Origin of the sequence: Sphingomonas zeicaulis (assembly GCF_050433225.1) — a bacterium.
GTDB lineage: Bacteria > Pseudomonadota > Alphaproteobacteria > Sphingomonadales > Sphingomonadaceae > Sphingomonas_D > Sphingomonas_D zeicaulis.
In genome coordinates, this window is record NZ_JBNPXQ010000011.1 from 12,804 (window position 1) to 32,016 (window position 19,213).

At 66.4% G+C, this 19,213-nt stretch carries 16 protein-coding genes; 5 read left to right on the forward strand and 11 right to left on the reverse strand.

Features of this window, described 5'->3' with window-relative positions; genetic code table 11:
- Positions 1-43: 43 nt before the first annotated feature.
- Positions 44-2,692, reverse strand: a complete 2,649-nt coding sequence (locus tag FHS96_RS25795) for a TonB-dependent receptor (RefSeq protein ID WP_429598673.1) — start codon at positions 2,690-2,692, stop codon at positions 44-46.
- A 644-nt stretch (positions 2,693-3,336) separates the two neighbouring features.
- Here FHS96_RS25795 and FHS96_RS25805 point away from each other — a divergent pair.
- Complete coding sequence (locus FHS96_RS25805; protein ID WP_488168732.1) at positions 3,337-3,810, forward strand: NmrA family NAD(P)-binding protein; 474 nt, start codon at positions 3,337-3,339, stop codon at positions 3,808-3,810.
- Between the two features lie 273 nt (positions 3,811-4,083).
- On the opposite strand, the gene FHS96_RS25810 is transcribed toward FHS96_RS25805, so the two are convergent.
- From FHS96_RS25810 to FHS96_RS25820, 3 genes are read right to left on the reverse strand one after another with little or no spacing between them, the layout of a single operon-like run.
- On the reverse strand, positions 4,084-4,842 hold the full coding sequence (locus FHS96_RS25810) for a GNAT family N-acetyltransferase (protein ID WP_429598677.1): 759 nt from the start codon (positions 4,840-4,842) through the stop codon (positions 4,084-4,086).
- Between the two features lie 41 nt (positions 4,843-4,883).
- On the reverse strand, positions 4,884-5,537 hold the full coding sequence (locus FHS96_RS25815) for a hypothetical protein (RefSeq protein WP_429598679.1): 654 nt from the start codon (positions 5,535-5,537) through the stop codon (positions 4,884-4,886).
- Positions 5,510-5,920 (reverse strand): DUF6841 family protein, encoded by a 411-nt coding sequence (locus tag FHS96_RS25820; protein ID WP_429598681.1) that lies wholly within the window; start codon positions 5,918-5,920, stop codon positions 5,510-5,512. Before FHS96_RS25820 ends, FHS96_RS25815 begins: the two co-directional genes overlap by 28 nt.
- A gap of 846 nt (positions 5,921-6,766) precedes the next feature.
- Here FHS96_RS25820 and FHS96_RS25825 point away from each other — a divergent pair.
- The 4 genes from FHS96_RS25825 (at position 6,767) to FHS96_RS25840 (ending at position 10,593) form a co-directional block, all read left to right on the forward strand.
- Positions 6,767-7,780 (forward strand): hypothetical protein, encoded by a 1,014-nt coding sequence (locus tag FHS96_RS25825; protein WP_429598683.1) that lies wholly within the window; start codon positions 6,767-6,769, stop codon positions 7,778-7,780.
- A gap of 273 nt (positions 7,781-8,053) precedes the next feature.
- Entirely contained in the window at positions 8,054-8,185 is a 132-nt protein-coding gene (locus tag FHS96_RS25830) for a benenodin family lasso peptide (protein ID WP_429598685.1), read from the forward strand.
- A 114-nt stretch (positions 8,186-8,299) separates the two neighbouring features.
- Positions 8,300-8,881: a lasso peptide biosynthesis B2 protein gene (locus FHS96_RS25835; RefSeq protein ID WP_429598687.1), complete on the forward strand. Its 582-nt coding sequence runs from the start codon at positions 8,300-8,302 to the stop codon at positions 8,879-8,881.
- Positions 8,881-10,593 (forward strand): asparagine synthase-related protein, encoded by a 1,713-nt coding sequence (locus FHS96_RS25840; RefSeq protein WP_429598689.1) that lies wholly within the window; start codon positions 8,881-8,883, stop codon positions 10,591-10,593. The genes FHS96_RS25835 and FHS96_RS25840 overlap by 1 nt, the downstream gene beginning before the upstream one ends.
- On the opposite strand, the gene FHS96_RS25845 is transcribed toward FHS96_RS25840, so the two are convergent.
- From FHS96_RS25845 to FHS96_RS25875, 7 genes are all read right to left on the reverse strand, one after another.
- The gene (locus FHS96_RS25845; protein ID WP_429598691.1) at positions 10,543-12,687 is read right to left on the reverse strand and encodes an Atxe2 family lasso peptide isopeptidase; all 2,145 of its coding nucleotides are present in this window, start codon (positions 12,685-12,687) and stop codon (positions 10,543-10,545) included. The genes FHS96_RS25840 and FHS96_RS25845 overlap by 51 nt on opposite strands.
- Positions 12,684-15,248: a TonB-dependent receptor domain-containing protein gene (locus FHS96_RS25850; RefSeq protein WP_429598693.1), complete on the reverse strand. Its 2,565-nt coding sequence runs from the start codon at positions 15,246-15,248 to the stop codon at positions 12,684-12,686. The genes FHS96_RS25845 and FHS96_RS25850 overlap by 4 nt, the downstream gene beginning before the upstream one ends.
- A 108-nt stretch (positions 15,249-15,356) precedes the next feature.
- Positions 15,357-16,352: a FecR family protein gene (locus tag FHS96_RS25855; protein WP_429598695.1), complete on the reverse strand. Its 996-nt coding sequence runs from the start codon at positions 16,350-16,352 to the stop codon at positions 15,357-15,359.
- 2 nt (positions 16,353-16,354) lie between these two features.
- Positions 16,355-16,870: an RNA polymerase sigma factor gene (locus FHS96_RS25860; RefSeq protein ID WP_429598697.1), complete on the reverse strand. Its 516-nt coding sequence runs from the start codon at positions 16,868-16,870 to the stop codon at positions 16,355-16,357.
- A 319-nt stretch (positions 16,871-17,189) separates the two neighbouring features.
- Positions 17,190-17,399, reverse strand: coding sequence for a hypothetical protein (locus FHS96_RS25865; protein WP_429598699.1), 210 nt, complete (start codon positions 17,397-17,399; stop codon positions 17,190-17,192).
- Between the two features lie 323 nt (positions 17,400-17,722).
- Positions 17,723-18,322: a GntR family transcriptional regulator gene (locus FHS96_RS25870; protein ID WP_429598701.1), complete on the reverse strand. Its 600-nt coding sequence runs from the start codon at positions 18,320-18,322 to the stop codon at positions 17,723-17,725.
- A gap of 229 nt (positions 18,323-18,551) precedes the next feature.
- Positions 18,552-19,169 (reverse strand): acyl-homoserine-lactone synthase, encoded by a 618-nt coding sequence (locus tag FHS96_RS25875; RefSeq protein ID WP_429598703.1) that lies wholly within the window; start codon positions 19,167-19,169, stop codon positions 18,552-18,554.
- Positions 19,170-19,213 lie beyond the last annotated feature (44 nt).

Consider the following 19,213-nt stretch of genomic DNA (forward strand, 5'->3'; position numbering starts at 1 on the left):
CTCGTTTGTGAAGATGTGTTGCTGTATGTAAAACGTACCGTCGTCAGAAACTGACCTGGACGCCGAATTTGAAGACGCGACCGAAGGTCACGTTGGTGCGCAGCGCATCGGAATAGAGGTCGAAGGTGCGCTGCCGGGATTCGAGCAGGTTGATGCCCTCGACGCGCAGTTCGACATTGTCGTTGATGTTGTAGCGGATCGAACCGGCCAGATCCTGGTAGGTGTCGCTGTACACCGCAGTGCCCGCCGCGCCGTTCAGTCCGCCGAGGAATCGATCGCGCCAATTATAGGCGAGGCGGACGTTGAGCGGCCCCTTCTCATAATAGCCGATGATGTTGACATTGTTCTTCGACAGGCCGGGATAGGTCAGCCTTTCGCCGGTGGCGGTAGTGAAGGGCGTTTCGGAATCGATGTAGGAATAGGTGGCGATGATGCCGAAGCCATCAAGGGGGGAGGGCAGGAAGGTGAAGGGCTGCTGGTAAAGCAGTTCGACACCCTGGATCTTGCCGTTGCCGCCGTTGATCTGGCGTCCGATAAGGAAGTCGACATTGCCATAGCGCTCCGCCGAGGTGGAGGAGATCAGGAAGCTGGCAACATCCTTGTAGAAATAGGCGGCCGAGACGAGCGCATCGGAGCCGAAATAATATTCGAGCGAGGCGTCATATTGGGTCGCCTCATAGGGATCGAGGTTCGGCGAACCGCCGCCTCCGGTGCCCGGCTGGATCTGCACGCCATTTTCAAACACGGCATCATTGTTGAGCGAGACGCCATTGGTAAGCGACCCCGTGCGCGGAAAGGCCTGGACCTTGGCGTAGCCGAGCCGCAGCACAAGATTGTCGTTGAAGGTCAGCCGCGCGACCGCGGATGGCAGGAAATCATCGTCGCTGCGGCGGAAGGTGGTCGGCGAGGCGACACCGCTCGAATCCAGCACGAAGCCAACCGAGGTCAGATCGCGCCCGATATAGCGCAGGCCGATATTACCCTGGAATTCGGCGAAGCCGAGATCCGCGCGCAGGTTCAGCTTCAGATAGGTGTTCCAGAATTCCTCGCGCACATCATAGGTGTTGCCGAGCGAGGACAGCGACTGGCTGGGATTGAGGCATTCGGGCGACTGCGAGATTTGCGGGAATTCGGTGAAGCTGCGGCATGAGGCGATCTGATCCGCACCGCCGATCAGATAGGATCGGGGCAGGCCGGCGAAGTCGCCCGGCAGGAAATCGTCATTCTCGAATATGCTGAGATAGTTGATAAAGCCCGATGCCGGCAGGTTCGGCCGCAGCAGCACATTTTCCGGCCGGTTGCTCGTTTCCATGCCGACATAGCGGGCACCGAACTGCACCGATTCGAAGACCGGCGAGGTGAAGCGGTAGGTCGCGTCGCCGCGCCCCTGGATGTCGCGGGTGCGGACATGGCCATTATCGTCATAGAGCAGGGCCACGTTCATGCCCGCAGGATCGGTCAGGTCGAAGACCCCGAGATCATAGGCGCCATAGGCGCCCTCGGTCAGATCGAAGGCGATCGGCCGGTTGGCCGAGGCCGGCAGGGTGAGGCGGATATAATCGCGTGACGAGGTCGCGGTGGACAGGCCGTAGGACAATTGGCCGGAAAGGGTGAGCGCGTCGGTCGCCTCGTAGCGCAGGCTGAGCGCGGACGACCAGACTTCGCTGGTGATGCCGAAATAGGCGGCGTTGGTGTTGGGCGTGGTGACCGCGGTGCCGCTGAGGAGGACATTCTCATCCGAATAGATCGCATCGCGCAGCCCCTGTGTGGGGTTGAACGCCAGCCAGTAACGCCCGCGATCGGATTCGAGGCGGCTGTAGAAGGTATCGGCCTTCACCTCCAGGGTCGCATCCGGCCGCCACTGGACCACGGCGGAGACGCCGGTGCGGCTGCGATCATCCTCGATCTGCTGCGCGCGCACATCGGTGTGGCCGGTGCGGCGAATGCCGCCGGCTGTGAAGCTGCCATAGCCCGAAAAGGTGCTGAGCCCCTGTTCGCCGACATAGCGCTGCGACCGCGATACGCTGAGCAGGACGCCGATCGTATCGTTGGCGAACGTGTCCGAAATCAGCCCGAACACCTCATAGCCCATCCGTTTCGGCAGGGCGTCATAGACGCCGCCGGCCGAGGCGGTGAGGTGGAACCCCTTGCTGTCGAGCGCGGTGCGGGTGCCGATGTCGACGATCCCGCCCAGGGCGCCCGCGATCTGGTCGGCACCGGCCAGCTTGGTGACCTGGAGCTGCGAGACGAGTTCGGACGGGACGAGCGAGAGCAGGCCATAGGTGGAGGTGCTCAGTTCGTCGACGCCGGTACCGCCGCGGCCGGTGGAATCGAAAATCTCACGGCCATTATAGAGCAGCACATTCTCGCGAAGCCCGCGGATCGCGATGTTGGTGCCCTCACCGATGCCGCGATCGATCTGCACGCCGGACACGCGCGCGAGAGATTCGGCGACATTGGCATCCGGCAGCGCGCCGATGTCGGACGCTACCACCGCATCGACGAACTGCGCGGAATCACGCTTGATCGTGCGGGCTTCCTCAAGGCTGCGACGCACGCCGGTGACGATGATGTCTTCGGTCTGCTTTTGCGATTGCGCCTCGGACTGCGCTGCCGCGTCCTGCGCGAACGCCGGTGTTCCAAGCCCTGCCAGGCAGGTTCCCAGAAGTATCGCGCGCTTGCCCCTGTGCATGCCGAATCCTCTCCGCGTTGCTGTTATAGACATATCTATAGAAGCAATACTCGTCTTGGGAAAGGGGAATCGCGCGTCTGCGACGAGCGCGTGCAGGGCACCGGCCGCCCTGACTGGTCTGGACACCGTCGGAAAGGCTTCTTCAGCGGTTCCGGCGCTGATCGAATCCTGGATTAGGAGATAATCGCGCGCCCTTGCCGAGACGCGGGATGCGGCGGTGGGGGCAGTGTCGCGGGCCGATGTCGTGAGCGATGCTATAGAGCCCGGTCGGTGCGAGCCGCTGCTTCACCATCGACGCGATGATGCGTGCCGTTGCCCGCAACACGATGTCTCCTGCCGCATCGTCGACCAGCGCACGACGGTGGCGCGGGCACGGATGCCCTGTTCTCCGACGATATCGGACCACATGGCAAGCAGCACCGCCTCGATATCCGTGGTCTGCGGTTGATCCGCGTTTACGGCGTCAAGCGATGCCGACGAGATCGCCTTCGGTACGACGATAGCGGATGCGGCTCGGAGCGCCGCCGTCAGCCACTTCGTCTCCAGCTCCGTCGCGGTACACGGGGAGCGTCTCGACGGCGATGGGTCACTTCGACAGCAAGTTCGCGATCGGCGCCATATCGCTTCGCTGAGGATGGGCGACCATTGTCCGGCCCGCAACGTTCATGGAGTTGCTGATGCTCCCGGGCCTGGGACTGGAGCAGCATTGCCTCACCTACTTTACGCAGCCGGATCAGCCCACCCAGTTCGTAGCAGTAGCCGACATCGGCAATGTCGTCGCGGCGATCTTCGCCCGACCCGAGCGCTTCGCAGGTAAAAGGCTGGAGGTCGCCGGCGCCGAGATCACGGGTCGGCAGCTGGAAGCCAGCCTCAGTGTCGCTGCGGGCCAGGAGATAGGCTACCAGCGCTTTCCCGAAAACGTGCTCGCTGAAAACGTCTTTCTGGGCGACCTCGCGAGGTTGTTCGACAGCGGGCGAATTTCCGCAAACGCCGACATCGCAGCGCTGCGGGCGCTGGTGCCGGGTCTGCATAGCTTCGACAGCTGGCTGGACACGGAGGGCGCCTCCCTGTTGCGCCGGGCGCTCCAGGCGGGGGTTGCCGATGTTGCTTTGAGGTGAGGATGGCCGCTAGCGGCGCCGCGGGCGGGTCAGCGGAAGTACAATTCGCAGGAGTATGAATGAGCCGATCGGCAGTCGCCGATCAACCGGCCGTGCTGCAAGCGCCTCTATCAGATGCCGCTCGCCCTGGGATCAGGCGCTTCACCCGGCGCCAGCGGTGCAATCCAGGCCAGCCAAAGGCCGTTCAGTTTGTACCGCCCGCCGCCATCGGCGCCGCGCCTCGACGCGAATGTTCATAAATCAAGAACCACCCTCCTGCGCGCTTCCGAATAATCATTCAACCTGGAGCATATTTGGCGACAGGGCCTTTTCCATTTTGATCAGGCGAAGCAGCGATCCGCTGGGAAGTGACATGTCAAACGCGCCAGCCTCGCGGTACCCCGCCGCAGCATAGAACGGAACCGCAGGTAGCGTGGACGTCAATTCGGCTTTCTTAAATCCGGCGCGATGCGCAGCCTTTTCGCTGACTTGCACAAGCAGGGCGCCCACACCGCGCCGGACGAATGCGGGGTCGACGTAGAACGCGCGGATCCGAGCCGCATCGCGCGACCGGTCAAGCTCCGGCGCGGCGATGTCATTCGGCCCATGCGCGCCGGCGATGGTCTCCCGATAGCTCCAGCCGCCGGCACCCGCGAGATCACCGTCAATCTCTACGACGAAGTAGGTCCTGTCACGGACGAGTTGCCAATCGACTCCGTAGGCATGAGAGATCGCCTCTTCGACGATCCGTTCCTCGTAACTGTCAGAATGCAAGGCGCGTATCGAGCGAGCCGTCATCGCATTGATGGCGTCCACATCCTGCGGTTCGGCAAATCTCCAAGTCAACGTCGATGACACTGCGAAAACCTTCCTCGGCGTGGCGTCGTGCGCCACCGTGATGCGAGCCCTAACAGGGCCGAATTGAAAAAGATGCGCGTTGCTGAGAACCCGCACGATGCTGTCTGCGATGCTGCGCTCTTTACGACCGATATGAATCGGCGTCGCACAGGTGGGGCGCCCACCAACGGGTTGGCCTTGGATCACGCTCGCCACGGACGTTCATCTGGCTCCGGAATGGGCGGGGCGGGGCCCCGTCAAGCTCCCTTGTTCGTTGGAAGAGGAATGGTGGAACTGAACAGTCCGTCTGGATCGTGGCAATCCTTCAATGCCCTCAGCCGAGCTGCATTCCGACCATACGCCTCGCCCGCCCTGGGATCGCCGGGCGCCTGGAGGTTTGCGTAGGCTCCAAGCAGTGCGAACGGTGCCAGCGCAGTAATCGTCTCGACTGCCCAAGCCGGTTCGGCCGTACTCGCCGGATCGGCGAGGTGCGTCACGATCTCCACCAGGGTATCGCTGCGTCTAATTCCGAACGCAGTCGCCTGGGGCAGCACGCGCTCAGCCTCGCCGTGAAACTGATGCGTGACGATCGCACAGGCAGGCGAGGGTCGTCGCTCTGCCTGCCGCACGAGTACCTCAATGCATGCGGCTTCCATCTCTGCAATCCAGCATGTTTCCATAGAGACATGGTGGCGATCCGTCATGGGGCCGTCGAACAGGCTCAGTGCCTCGCTGAACGGGCGTTGCGCCATATCGGCGACGAGCGGGTCCGCAAGCGTCGGAAAGGGCGCGATCTGCGCTTCGCCCTCGTCCGGCGCACCACTCCAGGAGGGGACTACGCCAAACGCTGGGTTGAGAGCGACGTCGAGAGCGGCAACTTCGATCAGAGTTGAACGCCTTTGGCTGTCCAAGCTGCCATTTCGCCATCGGCTATTGTCAGCGAGACGCGCCAGACGTCGGTGCGCCGTAGGATATAGACATGCTCCCACTCGGCCACCGGAGCGTCGTCGGCGCCTATCATGCGATAGGCCATGCGCGCTTGGGCAACGCCAGGGAAAAGCTCGGCGGCCGACAGGAGTGCGCCTTCCGTCCGAACGACGCCTTGAGCTCGATAGAATGCGAACAGCGTGGTGCAATGATCACGGAACGCGGGTCGTGGCATGGCGAAGTTGCCGTCAAGCGTGGGAAACAGCCCAACCGCGTCCCATAACGCGCTCAGAGTGTCGGCATCCTCACGAGTAAAAGCATCGACGTAGCTGCGAAAAAAGTCTGCAATTTCGTCGTGAAAGGGCATCTCGATCCTAGCAGATGGTTGGGGTGGTTGGCGGCGCGCAATCAAGCCGCTAACGAATGACCCACGGGGACGTCTGCCTTCGCGAGCTGCGGCTTCACAATGCGTTGAACGCCATGCCAGGATTGGTCGCGAAACGCACCACGAGCTTGATACATACCCTTGGTGATCGTTGATCAACTGACATATAATTCGGTTCTGCGGTCCCGATCATCCAGTTATCTATCGATCTTGAAACAGATCGCACACGCTATATCGGGTTCAGTAGATTTCACATAAACTACGTAAATTTCGAGATCAACGGTCATATTGGTTACAATGGTCGTACATGCACGTCCTGTCTACCAGCTTTCCGGTTCAGGTGCTCGTGGGGATGCTCAGGTGGACACCGAGACGCCGCCATTGATACAGGCAAAGCCACGCAAGCCCGCCGATCCCGTCTCCTAGGAGAAGACGCGCGGCGAGCTTGTCGCGCTCACAGTCGCGACCGCCTTGATGCTCGCTGCGGAAAGGAACGCGGCATTGCGACCGGCTTAAAAACGAGGGGCCGCTACATTCGCGACGACCCTTTCATTGTCTTGGCCTCCGCGGCCAGCTTGGTCGAGCCGGCCTCTCGCGGTGGAGGCCAGGCTCACCTTCGCCGCTGTCGGCGTTGGGCTAAGAGACCTTCGACCATCGGAAACTGAACCCAAAAGCACGAACATGCGCTCTTGCGCTTGGCTGAAAGCAGTCCCTTCTAAGCTAAAGGCATTGGTCGGCAACGCTATCCACAGCTTGATCCACAAGTCTGTCCACTGATCGTGTCCGGCCGCCCTGCAACTGCCCGCCAGGTGGCAACGCGCCGGAAGCATGATGGTCAACCTGCCAGGCCGCCGTCACGACCAGCCGCAGATGACCGTTCCTGCGATCAACGCCGTGCCGCGATGGGCGGTCGCCGTCCCCGCTACCGGTACGACGATGAAGCCCTCGCCGCTGTCGAGCGCCAGAGCCAGCTCCCGCTGCACAAGGCCCAACGTCTTGCGAGCGGCCGCAGGTGCTGCGGGGCTGCTGTTCGCGCATCAGGGACCCTGGGGTTTGAAAAAAATCTCTGCTGGTTCGGAGATGGGCTGTCATCGCGACTTGTGGTTCAATTACCCGAGATCGCGCTGGCTTGACGGAGTCCGGATGACACCCCACGACAGTCTTGTCGCCCAGGCGGCGTTGGAGCGCCTGATGATCCAGGGGGGGCTTCCCTCCCGCGCAGTTCTCGACCCGACCGACATCGCCCAGCGCTCCGGGCTTTTTCCAGAGATATGGCACGAGGCCCTGCACCGGATAGCGGGGACGGGACTGGTCGACCAGGACGAAGGCCGCGGCTTCGTCGTTCCACTGGCGAGCGCCAGCCACTTCGTGCAGATGCTGGATTGGCAGGAACGGCTCCTGCTGCTCGCGGTCGACGGGCAGTGCCGACCGATGAGACCGATGGAGCTTGTCGACCGCCACGTGCATCGGCAGATCGGACAGCTGTTCGTCTTGGCCGCACAGGCAACGATGAGTGCAAGTCATGATCGCGCCATGACGCTGGCCGCGAGCAAAGTGGCACCCTATCGGACCGGCGAACCCGAAGTCTTCGACGATCTTTCCGACGAAGCCGAAGCGCTCGAGAGCGATCTTCGCTCGGGCGATCTCGCCAGCGCGCGACGGGCGGTCCGGAGCTATCATGACCGACGACGGCAGGCGGCTCCGCTTCTCCTTCAGTCGCTCACCGACACTCGTGCACAAGCGCCAACCATGCGGGGCTTCCGACAAACGCAGGGACTTGATCGAGCCAGCGAGCGAATCGGGCAGCGCGTGTCGGCACCGTCCCGGCCTCCCATTTTTTAAGGCCTGAAAATTCACCAGTTCGGACGATTATAATGTTGTCATCGGCTGAGTGCCGCGCCCATCCTCGCCGCCGTGACCGGGCTCCGGCGTAAATGTCCAGGCCATGTAGCTAAAGGCGCTGGTGCGTGCCGCTCGACGCATGCTTTTCATTTCCCGGTCACACTCAAACTACAGTCAGAAATTTGAACATTATAATGTGGAAGGCATGTCGCCATTCTGTGACATTTCTTTAGCGACTGATCGAGTCGCCTTTGAACTGTTACGGAGGTACATATGACGGACATCGAACAGGACAATGATGTCATCGAGCTGGGCGTCGCCAGTGTCGAGACCAAGGGCAATGGTGCGCGCGTGATGGACAGCATCACGACGCTCCAGCCGCTCGCCGGCATTTCCGACGAATGACGGGGAGGGTGCGCGCGGTCCGCGCTGCGCGCACCCGACCGGCGCACCATGGCGGCATCGTCTCTCCACCCTGTGTCCTATTGTCGCGTCGGCGACCGCCATGTCTTCCTCGACATGAAGGCCGACCGCTATTTCTGCCTGTCGCAACGCCTCGACGCTTCGTTCTGCCGCTTGGTCGCGGGCGAGCGCGCCATCGCCGCCGACGATCTCGCAGCGCTCCGGCGCGCGGCGATCCTCAACGCCTCCGGCAGCCTCTGCGCGGTAGCGCCGGCGGGGCTGGCGGCGGCCGAGCAGGAACTCCGACCCGGACAGGGTACTGCGGACCTGCTGCTGAGCGCCTCCTGGTCACAGTGGCGGCTTCAGCAACGGCTGCGTCGGTGGTCCTTTCAGCGCGTTATGACGGTGGAAGCCGGCCGCGCGCCCCGGCAAAGCGTCACGGCGTCTCGCCCGGATGGCCTCGCGCGGCTTCATGGCGCGTTCGGCAGCATCGCCGCGTGGTTCGGAGAAGCCGACCAGTGCCTTGCGCGGTCGCTCGCCTTCAGGGCGCTGGCGCTACGGCAGGGCGCGCATCCGCGTCTGGTGCTGGGGGTCAAGCTCGACCCGTTCGCGGCGCATTGCTGGGTCCAATCCGGCACCCGCGTCGACAATGACGTGATTGAGCGGACCCGTCTCTACACTCCGATCCTGATCCTCTGATGGCAATGCGCTATCTCCTGCTGGTGCGCCAGGGCAGGGGGCATCCGCCGCCCGCCGCCGCGGCCTTTCGGCGACCGCAGGGGCTCGACCTTCTTGTCGAGACTGCAGCGGTCAGCCTCTTCGCGGGCAGGGACGCCCCATGGCTTCGTCTGGCCGACGGCATGGCAATCGGGCACGTTTTCGAGCGGGATCGCTGCAATGAAGACGTGAAGCATGGCGCCGGGGCGAGGGCAGGGCGGCGCCTTGCCGAGCTGCAGCGCACATGCTGGGGCGCCTATGTCGCGTGCGGCGCTACGCGGAACGGCCACGAGATCTTCCGCGATCCCACGGGCCAGTTGCCCTGCTATCATGCCGCCCGTGGGGGCATCGCTGCGTTTGCGTCCGACATCGGCCTGCTCGTTGACGCCGGCATCATCGCCCCGGCAGTCGACTGGGTGCAACTGGCGCGATCGCTCGTCTTCGCCGATCTGCTCGAACCACCGACTGCGATAGCGGGGGTAAGCGAATTGCTGCCCGGCATGGCGATGGAGCTCGGAGACGGCGAACTGCGATTGGCGATGCGCTGGACGCCTTGGGACCATGTCGGCGGCGCGCCGCCGTCGCCGCAGGCGCTGCGCGCGGTCGTCACCGACTGCGTCTCCCGCTGGTCAACGCGCTTCGGCCGCATCCTCATCGGAGCGTCGGGCGGGCTCGATTCCTCGATCGTCGCCGTGGCCCTCGCCCAGCGACCCGCGGTCGATGCGGTCACCATCTCCACAAGCGATCCGCATGGCGACGAGCGGCGCTATGCCCGCCTGCTGTCCGCGCACCTGGGCATTGCGCTCGCGGAGGCGGACTATGACCTGGACGCGGTCGACATCGCGCGATCGAGTGTTGCGCATCGTCCGCGGCCGGGGGGCCGCGCCCAGCTCCAGGCCTATGATGCGGTCATCGGGCGGATGATCGGCGGGGAAGGGGCGGGCGCCTTCTTTACGGGCGTGGGCGGCGACAATGTCTTCCAGTTCACCCGCTCTGCCCGTCCCGTCGTCGACCGACTCCGCGCCGCGCCATCGCTGAGCGGCGTCGCCGCGACCCTGGCCGACATCGGCACGCTCACCGGTGCCAGTCGCTGGACGGTTCTCAGGCACGGCCTGCGTCTCTTGCTGTCGCCTTCGCGCACCGGCTGGACCGGCGACCAACGCTTCCTGACGCAGGATGCGGTCGCCGCCGCGACAGCCCGTCCGGCGGATCATCCCTGGCTGCGGCGCCCTGCGGACGCGTTGCTCGGCAAGATCGCGCACGTCGCGATGCTGGTGCGTGCCCAGTCCTATATGGATGTCCATGATCGGCGCCTGCCGTTCACGACAGTGCACCCGTTGCTGTCGCAGCCGATCGTCGAGGCTTGCCTGGCCGTGCCGAGCTGGCAGGCCTGTGCCGGCGGCCGGAACCGCGCCCATGCCCGTGCGGCCTTCGCCGGCGATCTGCCACGCGACATCATCGGCCGGCGTGGCAAGGGTGGCCCCGACAGTTTCGCCGTCGCCATTCTGCGCACCAGGCTGCGCGACGCTCGGGCGATGCTGCTCGACGGCCTGCTTGCGCGACACGGGATCGTGTCCCGCCCCGCGCTCGAGGCCGCGCTGACCGAGCAGGCGATAATGCGCGGCGACGACTATGTGCGGATCCTATTGCTTCTCGACACCGAGGCATGGGCGCGACACTGGGGCGGCGGCTGACCGGCCGCGTTCGGCCCGACAGGCGGCATCTCGGTCCATCTCGACCCAGCGCGACGCTTCCGAGCGTCTTCGCGGGTCGGCCGGCAGGAGGCCGCGAAGCCAGTAGTTGAACCAGTCGAGGCCGCGGAGATAGGCGGCGAGCCGGTGTGCCGGTTGCCATTTGATGTGATGCTCGTCCGGAAAGATGAAGAAGTCGGCTGGCCGTTCGCGTTCGCGGAGCGCGGTGAAGCTCGGCAGGGCGGCGCGGAACTCCTCGTCCGCCATTTCGAAGAGCATCGGCATGGCGACGCGATCGGCATTGCGGACAATCGAAAGCCTCGACCAGAAGGCATCGGCACGCTCGGCGACGCCCGGCCATCCAATCCGCGCATAAATCGAGGCGGCGGCAGGCCCGAGCAGCGCGGTCTGCCCCGGTTCCCAGCAGCAGCCGCTGACGATCGCGGCTGAGAAGATCCGGCTGTTGAGGGCGGCGAACTGGACGGTCGAGGAGCCGTCGCTGAGACCGGTGATGCCGATGGCGCGCGGGTCGGCAGTGCCGCGCGCGACGATCCGGTCGACGGCGGCTTCGACGACGGAGAGGACATTGCGGCGATCGGCGAAATCCTGGAGGCCGATCCGGTCCATCTCGACATAGTCGGCAGGGCGTGCGGTCACCGCGGCCGGCGGCGGGCGCTGGATGCTGAGAACGGCGAAGCCATTGTTAGCGAACAGCTGGATCGGGAATTCGTCGCCGGTGCCTCCGCGCAGAAAACCGCGCGACTGATATTGGACGACGATCAGCGGGTAGCGCCGGCCGGCCACATAGCCGACGGGACGCACAAGATCGGCGAAGGCCTCGAGCCCTACCGAACTGCGCAGCGGCAGCCGCTCGCTGACGCCCAGAGCGATATGCTGAAATTCCGGGTTGAAGTCGGCGAGCGTCGTTACCTTGCCATCGGCAAGATCGATCCGGACGAGATGGCGGGGCGCAAGTGACAGTTCGCGCAGGCAGATGAGCGCGGTCTCGCGATGGGGCCGGCAGTCGATGAGCAGGGCATCGGTGGCATAAAGCCGTTGGAGCCGGCTGGCCGCCGGATCCCATTCATAGACCGCAGTGGTGCTGCGCGCCCACCCCTCCCGGCGCGCGAAACGGACGACCCGGCCGCCGTCCCCGGTCCACAGCGGTCCGCTGGAGCCGGTGCATTCCGGCGCAAGGCAGGGGCGCAGCGGCGCGCCGGGACAGGCGAGGACGATCCGGGTCGCGACCGGTACCCCCGCGCCTTCCGGACGTGTGATTGCCTGGCATATGTCAGCCGCCGGCCGCGGCGAGACGTCCTCGGCACCGTCGAAGTGCTTCGCATCTTCTGCCGTCGCCAGAGCCATCGCGCCCGTTGCAAGATCCAGCGTGACAAAGCGCGTGTCCGGTTCGACACGGACGGCCGGTGCCGTCGCGTCCAGCGGCATGACGCGCCCATCCAGGTGGAAGCCGACAGCCGCTTCCTGTGCCAGCGCGGCGCGGGCAGCGGTACGATCGCCCGGGAGCTTGAGGATCGCGCGCCCGCCGTCGAGCCGGACGTCCAGCACGCCGTCCGCGAAGCGGGTCAGCGGGAGGCTGCCCCGGCCTTCGGCATCGGAGCGCCAGAGCTGAACGATGCCGGCGTCCTGTCGCAGGTGGAGGAGAAAGCGGCCGTCGGCTGACCAGTGCGGCGTGATGATCGCAGGGACGCCGGTCCTGCGGACGGGCTCGACGCCCGCGTCGACGCTACCCCTGATCAGTTCGCCGCCCCTGTCCGCGAAGACCGGCGGGCGGTCGCCCGCAGTCGCGAGGACGACGAGCGCGAGGCAGTATCCGTTGGTGGAGGGATCGGCCTGACGCAGCTGGAACGCCACATGGCGGCCGTCGGGCGAAAGCGCCAGGGCGTGGTGCGCTGGCTGATCATCGCCGAGCGGTCCCACGTCGCGCAGTCTGACGAGATCTTCGGCGATGAGCGGGCGCCGCGCCGGATCGGCGGCGACCATCGTCCAGTCGAGCGTCGTGCAGGCCGCCGCCGGGCTGCCGGCGGCGAGCATCAGCGGTGCGGCGATGGCGAGCCCGCAGCGAACCGCGCGCGTCACCACTGTCTGGCCAATGTGATGTTGAGCATACGGCCGACCACCGACCCGTTTGTCGAGTCATAGGGCGGGTCGACCGCGCGGCTGGTGCGGATCACCGCGGGCTTGCGGTTGAACAGGTTAATCGCCGCCAAGGTAAGATCGACGCCCTCGAATATGCCGCGTCCTGAGATCCTCGCGACGAGATCGGTCGTGACGAAGCCGCGGACACGCTCCTCGGGCTGGATCCGGTTGTCGCGGACACCCGCCAGATAGTTGACGAAGACCGACAGTGTGACGCCGTCCTGGGCGAAGACGGCGCCGCCCTGTGCACGCCAGTGCGGGGGGTAGAAGAGGACGCCGGCGGCGGGGAGGGCGGGTTGGCCCTCGATCAGGCGACGGTCGCTGTCGAGCCGGCTCGCGGATGCGGTGAGGTCGATCGTGCCACCCGAGCGAAGGCTGAACGCATAGGCTGCGTTGAGATCGATCCCGTCGATCGCCTGGTTGGCGCTATTCTGCGACCGCGCATCGACCACGGCATAGACGGTCGACGGATCGTAGGGCGCAGCGGTGAAGTTCTGGAGGCCGAAAGCGCCGCCGGCGGGTGCGATCAGCGCGGCCTGCAGCGTGGCATCCGGATCGAAGGTGATCAGGCTGTCATAGACGGGGTTCTGGAACAGCCCGAGCACCGAGGCGATCGGATTGGCGACCCGGTTGCGATAGCGGATGCGGAACCAGCTCAGCTCCAGACGCAGCGCGGGCACCGCGGCCGGCGCATAGCGGGCGCTGACTGTCCAGCTCGTCGCCCGTTCCGGCTCGAGATCCGCATTGCCCCCGGCGAGGTAGAGGACGGGTCGGTCCCGCAGGGGGCCCGTCTCGCCAAAATCGCTGCCGGGGACGAGCAGCGCCTGATAGGTGCGGTAGCGCTGGTAGAAGGTCGGCGCCTTGAACGAGCGCGCCCAGTTGGTGCGCAATGTGACGTCCGGCACCGGCCGCCAGACCGCCCCGAACTTCGGCGATGCGACGCCGTCGATCCCGGCATAATGCTCGTAGCGGATGGCAGCGGTCAGCTGGAGGAAGTCGAGCCCGGGCCGCCGGTTGGCGGGCCCGAACAGCGGTAGCGCCAGCTCGCCATAGCCGAACGCCACGCGTTCGCGCCGGTCGATGTTGAGCAGCGGGATGACGATCTCGCCGGCCTCGATCCGCGACCGGGACTGGAGCGTGAAGCGGCGATAGCCGCCGCCGACCGCCAACCCGAGCGGGCCGCCGGGCAGATCGACCAGTGTGCCGTCCAGCCGGAGTTCCACGGTCGCCAGGCGATTGTCGTAGAAGACATGGCTGGTCGAGGCGAGTGCGCCGCCGGCATAGGCTTCGCCCGGCGCCTTTGTGAGGCTCTGGCCATAGGTGCCGATCAGCTGCGCGCGCCAGCCCGCGGCGATGTCAAAGCCGACCGCGGGGGTCACCGACCAGCTCTCCGCCGATGGCGCATAGACATTGCCGTCGATGCGGGCGTCCGCCGTCGTGGAGAGCGGTTCGGCCATGAAGCTGGTTCGCCGGCTGTACTGCGCGTCGAGCGTCAGCTCGGCCGCGCCAAGGGTCTGGTGGCCGGTGAGCACGCCCGAGACCTGGCGCTGGCGCGGCAACAGGGTCTTCGATGGATCGAGCGCGCGGGTGATGCTGCGCTGCCCCGCGTCGATGGCGGTGGAGCGATTGAGATCGCCCGCGACCATGAAGCCGCCGCCCTGCCAGCGCGCACCCGATACCGCGCTGTACTGCTGCTGGAAATTGCCGCCGTCGGTCGCGCCGCCGAGACGGGCCGAGGTCCACAACCCTTCGGCATCGCGCCGCAGGATGACATTGGCGACGCCGCCGACCGCATCCGAGCCGTAGAGCGCGGAGGCGCCGTCGGCAACGATCTCGATCCGGTCGAGCGCCGCGAGCGGGATCGCCGAGATGTCGACGCCCTGGACCGCACCGTCATAAGCGACGCGGTGGCCGTTGATCAGCGTCAGCGTCGCATCGGCACCGAGGCCGCGCAGGTTGAGCGCCGAGGTCGCGGCGAGATTCTCGTTGCCGCCCTGCACACCGCCGCCGACGATGCCGGGATTCTGGCCGCCGCCGAAATTCTGCGGCAGGTCGCGGATATAGTCGCCGAGCGTCGTCCGCCCGCGCCGCTCGATGTCGCGGCGGCTGTCGGTGCGGACGGGCGACACCGGCTCGCTCGTGCGGATGTGGGTGCCGGTGACGACGATGTCGGCGCCGGTGCCCCGGTCTAGCGCCGCCGCCTGCGATCGCCCCCGGATGATGATCGCGCCATCCTCGCTGCGCGCCTCGAGGCCGGTGCCTTCGAGAAGCTGCGCGACGGCGTCGCGCGCCGTCCAGCGCCCGCGCAGGGGGCGGGCGCGCAGGCCGTCGACCGCATCCGCCTCGAAGATGATCTCCCGGCCGGCCTGGCGGCCGATCGCGCGCAAGGCGCTGCCAAGCTCCTGCGCGGGGAGATCATAGGTCGCGACGGGCTCCGCGGTCTGCGCGTGGAGCGGGGCCGCGATGGCGCAGCCGGCAAGCATCAGGGCATGAAGTGTCAATCGGTATCGCATGGGGCCCCCCGGGTCGGCCGCCGGGATAAGTCCGGGCGGATCAGGGGCAGCGACGTTCGCTCTGCCGCGATTTAAACCGCAGCGATCAACATTTTTTCAGTGCGCTGCCTCACCCAGCGCGATGTGGCCGTCGGCGGCGCGCGAAACCGGCGCATCGAGCAGCGCGGCGAGCCTCCGGGCGAGGCGCTCGGCGTCACCGACGCGGAAGGTGCCCGACACACGCCGCTCGGCAAGCGCGGGGTCCGCCAGCTTAAGCGGTGTGGTGGCATAGCGGTTGGCCTCGGCGACAAGATCGCCGACCCGGATCTCGTCAAACTCGAGCAGCGACTGCGGCCAGGCATCCTGACGGACCGTGGCGGCGGCCGCGGGGGCAAGCGCGACGACGCCGTCCGAGCCGATCGCGACCGTCTCGCCCGGTCGAAGGCGGCGGATACGAGGTCCCGCCGCACCCTGGCGCGGTGCGATCACGTCGACCGCGCCGCGCAGCAGGCTGACACCGACGCGGTGCGCGCCGAGCCGGACATCGAAGATTGTGCCGCGCGCGACGATCGACCCGCCGGCGGCCCGGACGGTGAAGGGGCGGCCGTCATGCGCGACGTCGAAGCGGGCGCGGCCGCGCTCGAGCCAGAGATCGCGACCGGCCAGGGTGAAGGCGACCCGGATCCGGCTGTCGGTATCGAGCGTCACGACCGAGCCGTCGGCGAGCCGGAACGGCCGGATCTGCCCCCTCGGCGTCGCGAGCGGCTGCGCCGCGGCGACGGGCTGGGCAGGGGAGGACGGGCGTGTCGACAGGTTGGGCGCGACCAGCAGCAGCACGGCACCGACCGCGGCCACCCCCAGTGCGGCTGCCGCGACCGTCCTGCGCGCGCGCCGCCGCGTGGGCGGTTGTGCTGCAGGGACGGCGGCGCCCCCCGGCTTCAGCTTCTTGCCGAGGCTAAAGGTCTCGGCGATGCGGCTATAGGCTTCGCGATTGCGCTCGCTTGCCGCCAGCCATGTCTCGAACTGTGCCTGGGTTGCGGCGGCGTCGGGGCCATGCTGCGCGGCGAACCATTCGGCGGCCTCGCGCAGCCGTGTCTTGTCTGATGCCGGCACGCTCAGCCTTCATCGGCCAGTGCGCGCGCCAGATGCTCGAGCGCGCGCGCCATATGCTTCTGGACCGCGGGAATGCTGATGCCCATCCGTTCGGCGATCTCCCTGTAGACGAGGCCTTCCACCCGGTAGAGGAGGAAGATCGTGCGCGTCCGCTCCGGCAGCGCGTCGAGCGCCGTACGGTAGACCCGCATCACCCCGTCTACCAGAAGCGCGTCCTCCTGTCCCGGAGCCGACGCCACATCGATGTCGGGGTCGAGCAGCATCGGGACCCGGCGTGCGCGGTCGATCAGCAGGTTGGTGGCGATCCGCTGCAGATAGGCGGCGGGGCGCGACGGCAGCTTCTCGCGCGCCGCGTCGGCGAAGCGGACAAAGGCTTCCTGGACGAGGTCGCCCGCCTCGTCGCCGCCGCGCAGCCGGCGGCTGAAATAGCGCCGCAGGCGCGGCGCCTCGGTGCGGAAGAGCGTGTCGAGCAGCGTGGCACCCGCACGGTGCGCGCCATCCTCGGGCTTGCCGCTCATGATGCCATCCGTGGCGCCACACGGGACAGCCTGCATTCGTCGTTGCACGCGTGCATGGAATCGGACCGGAGCAGGCAGGACCCGACGGCCGGCGAAGACCGGCTTGAGGATCAGCAGGAAGTGCCGCCGTCGGGCGCGGGCGCCCTTGTCCGGTACGGCCGCCGGTCCTTGGCGGACCGGCGTGCATAGGCCTGGCGGGATCAGCCCACAGCGTCGTCTGCCAGCGATAACCGAGCTGCCCTGTAAGCATGACTGCTGAATGCGGGCGTGACAAGCCGGGCGCGACTGCGCGTGCGACGATGATCGCGCGGCCGCTGGATCAATGGCTGCGTGTGCTTTGCGGCAGTCGTCCGTGGTCCGGCACTGCCTGAGGTTCCATCGAGGCCGCATCCTGCCCGGCGGTGCCGTGCCCCTCAAGCCGGTCCAGCGCAAGCTGCAGCCAGGCTGCGATGGGCCAGGCCGCCGCGTCGTCCAGCAGCGTGAGCGCCTCGCGCATCAGGGCTGCGGCGCGGTTCAGTCGGATGTCCATGGAAGGGAGGGTCCTTTCGTCCACTCCCATGACGCCGATGTCGCTCGCTTTATACCTGCCGCGGTTGTCGAGCCGGTTCTGCTGTATCGCGCCGGCCAAGACTTCAACGCACCGAGATCATCGTTCCTGTGCCGGGTTGATCAGCTGCTTTCGCGCGACCGAGGATGGCGACGCAACTGCTCTCTCGAAATTTGCATTTGCACGGATTCATGCTGCGCCGCACAAGGAGGGCGCCTTTCAGGCATACTCTCCTAAACCTTGCAAAGGGACGGCCGGTGACGGCTCGGCCCTCTTTTTTTGGCGTGGGGATCTGCGGTTCGGGATCAGCTCCGGGGCATGGCGCGGAGGCGGACGAGGTCAGCCGCCACGGCGATCCGACGATCATGATAACGGGTCAGGATAGCAACGAGCGTCGATGGGGCCGCGGCTTCCGCAAGCGCCTGCCGAAGGCCGATGACCTCCGCCTCGGGCTCGCCCAGGATCGCCGGCTCGCACAGGCGATAGGGAGCGAGCCGATCGCCAAGCTGGACGACGGCCGTGACATGCTCCGCGTTGCCGGAGCGGTCGGCGATCTGCCGGAACAGGGTGGCGGTATCGGCTGCGCGCTCACCGGCAGGCGCAGGTACGAGCGGATTGCCGTCCAGGTCGAACAGCGCGCTGGTCAGCAGCATGAGGTGGAACTGGAGCATGTCGGTCAGCGCGACCACGTCGGGTGCGGGCACCCGGAACCCGACGCCGGGCATGAAGTCGACCAGTTCCTCGCCGGCGAGGCGGTTGAGGCTGTCGCGGACGGGACTGAGGCTGACGCCGAATTCTTCGGCGAGATGACTCGTCGCCAGCCTGTGACCCGCGGGCCAGGCGCCCTCGACGAGGTGCCGCCGGATGACGCTATAGGTCGGCTCGAGCAGCTGCGTCGGGCTCATCCGAGCGATATCCGCGATAGTAACTCGGCGCCGGTGGTCTCGCGCGTGTGGCAAGGCACGGGCAAGGACCCCGGGGTGTTGGCCACGTGGTGTGAGGGAGGCAGGGGGACTCCACGACGGTCATCCTCGTTGGCTGCGCGTCGGTCTCGCCACGGTACCGTTGCCGCGGCGTCGAACCGAATGACGCTTCGCCGATCGCCGGCGGTTGTTGCTGTCCGGCAGTGCGGGATCATTGGGCGCTGCCGCGCACGGTGACCAGGTTCAGCGTGAGAGGTTCGTAGATCCGTCCTCTGCGCAACCGGGCCAGTGTCGTCTCGCCGATCTCGATATGGAGCGCGGCGAGCGTCATCCTGCCCTCGCGCCTCGCGCGGCCGAGCGGCAGGCAGCGCCAGCCGAAGCCGAGGATCTGGCTGAACCAGTCGATCTCAGCCACCCCAACATAATCCGTGATGGCGTTGGCCTGTGCATGCTCGACAAGCGTGGAGACAAGCTGGTTGCGCGCGGAACGGCGTTCCGCGGCCGATTGGTTGCGGTCGAGGCAGAAGCGGGTGATTTCCCTGATCGACGGCCCGCGAGGAATGGGGCCGTCGCACAGATGGGCATAATGGTCGCCGAGCAGATGCGCGCGGTCGGTCCGGAGCAGGCGCGCGGACGCGCGGTGGCGCCCCCCGTCGTCGACGAGGATCAGATACTCCGCCTCGCGGTCGTCGAACCGGTCGACCTCGAAATGCTCGCCGACCGTGGCAAGCTCCCAGCCGAGCAGGTCGATGAAGACCTGCTTGCGGGCGGCGAGCATCGCCTCGACTACGTGTCGGCGGGCCGCATCGGCGGGAAGGAACGAGAGCATGTCCGGCGACTCCGTGCGGGTTGCGGAAGTCGCCAGCAGAGCAT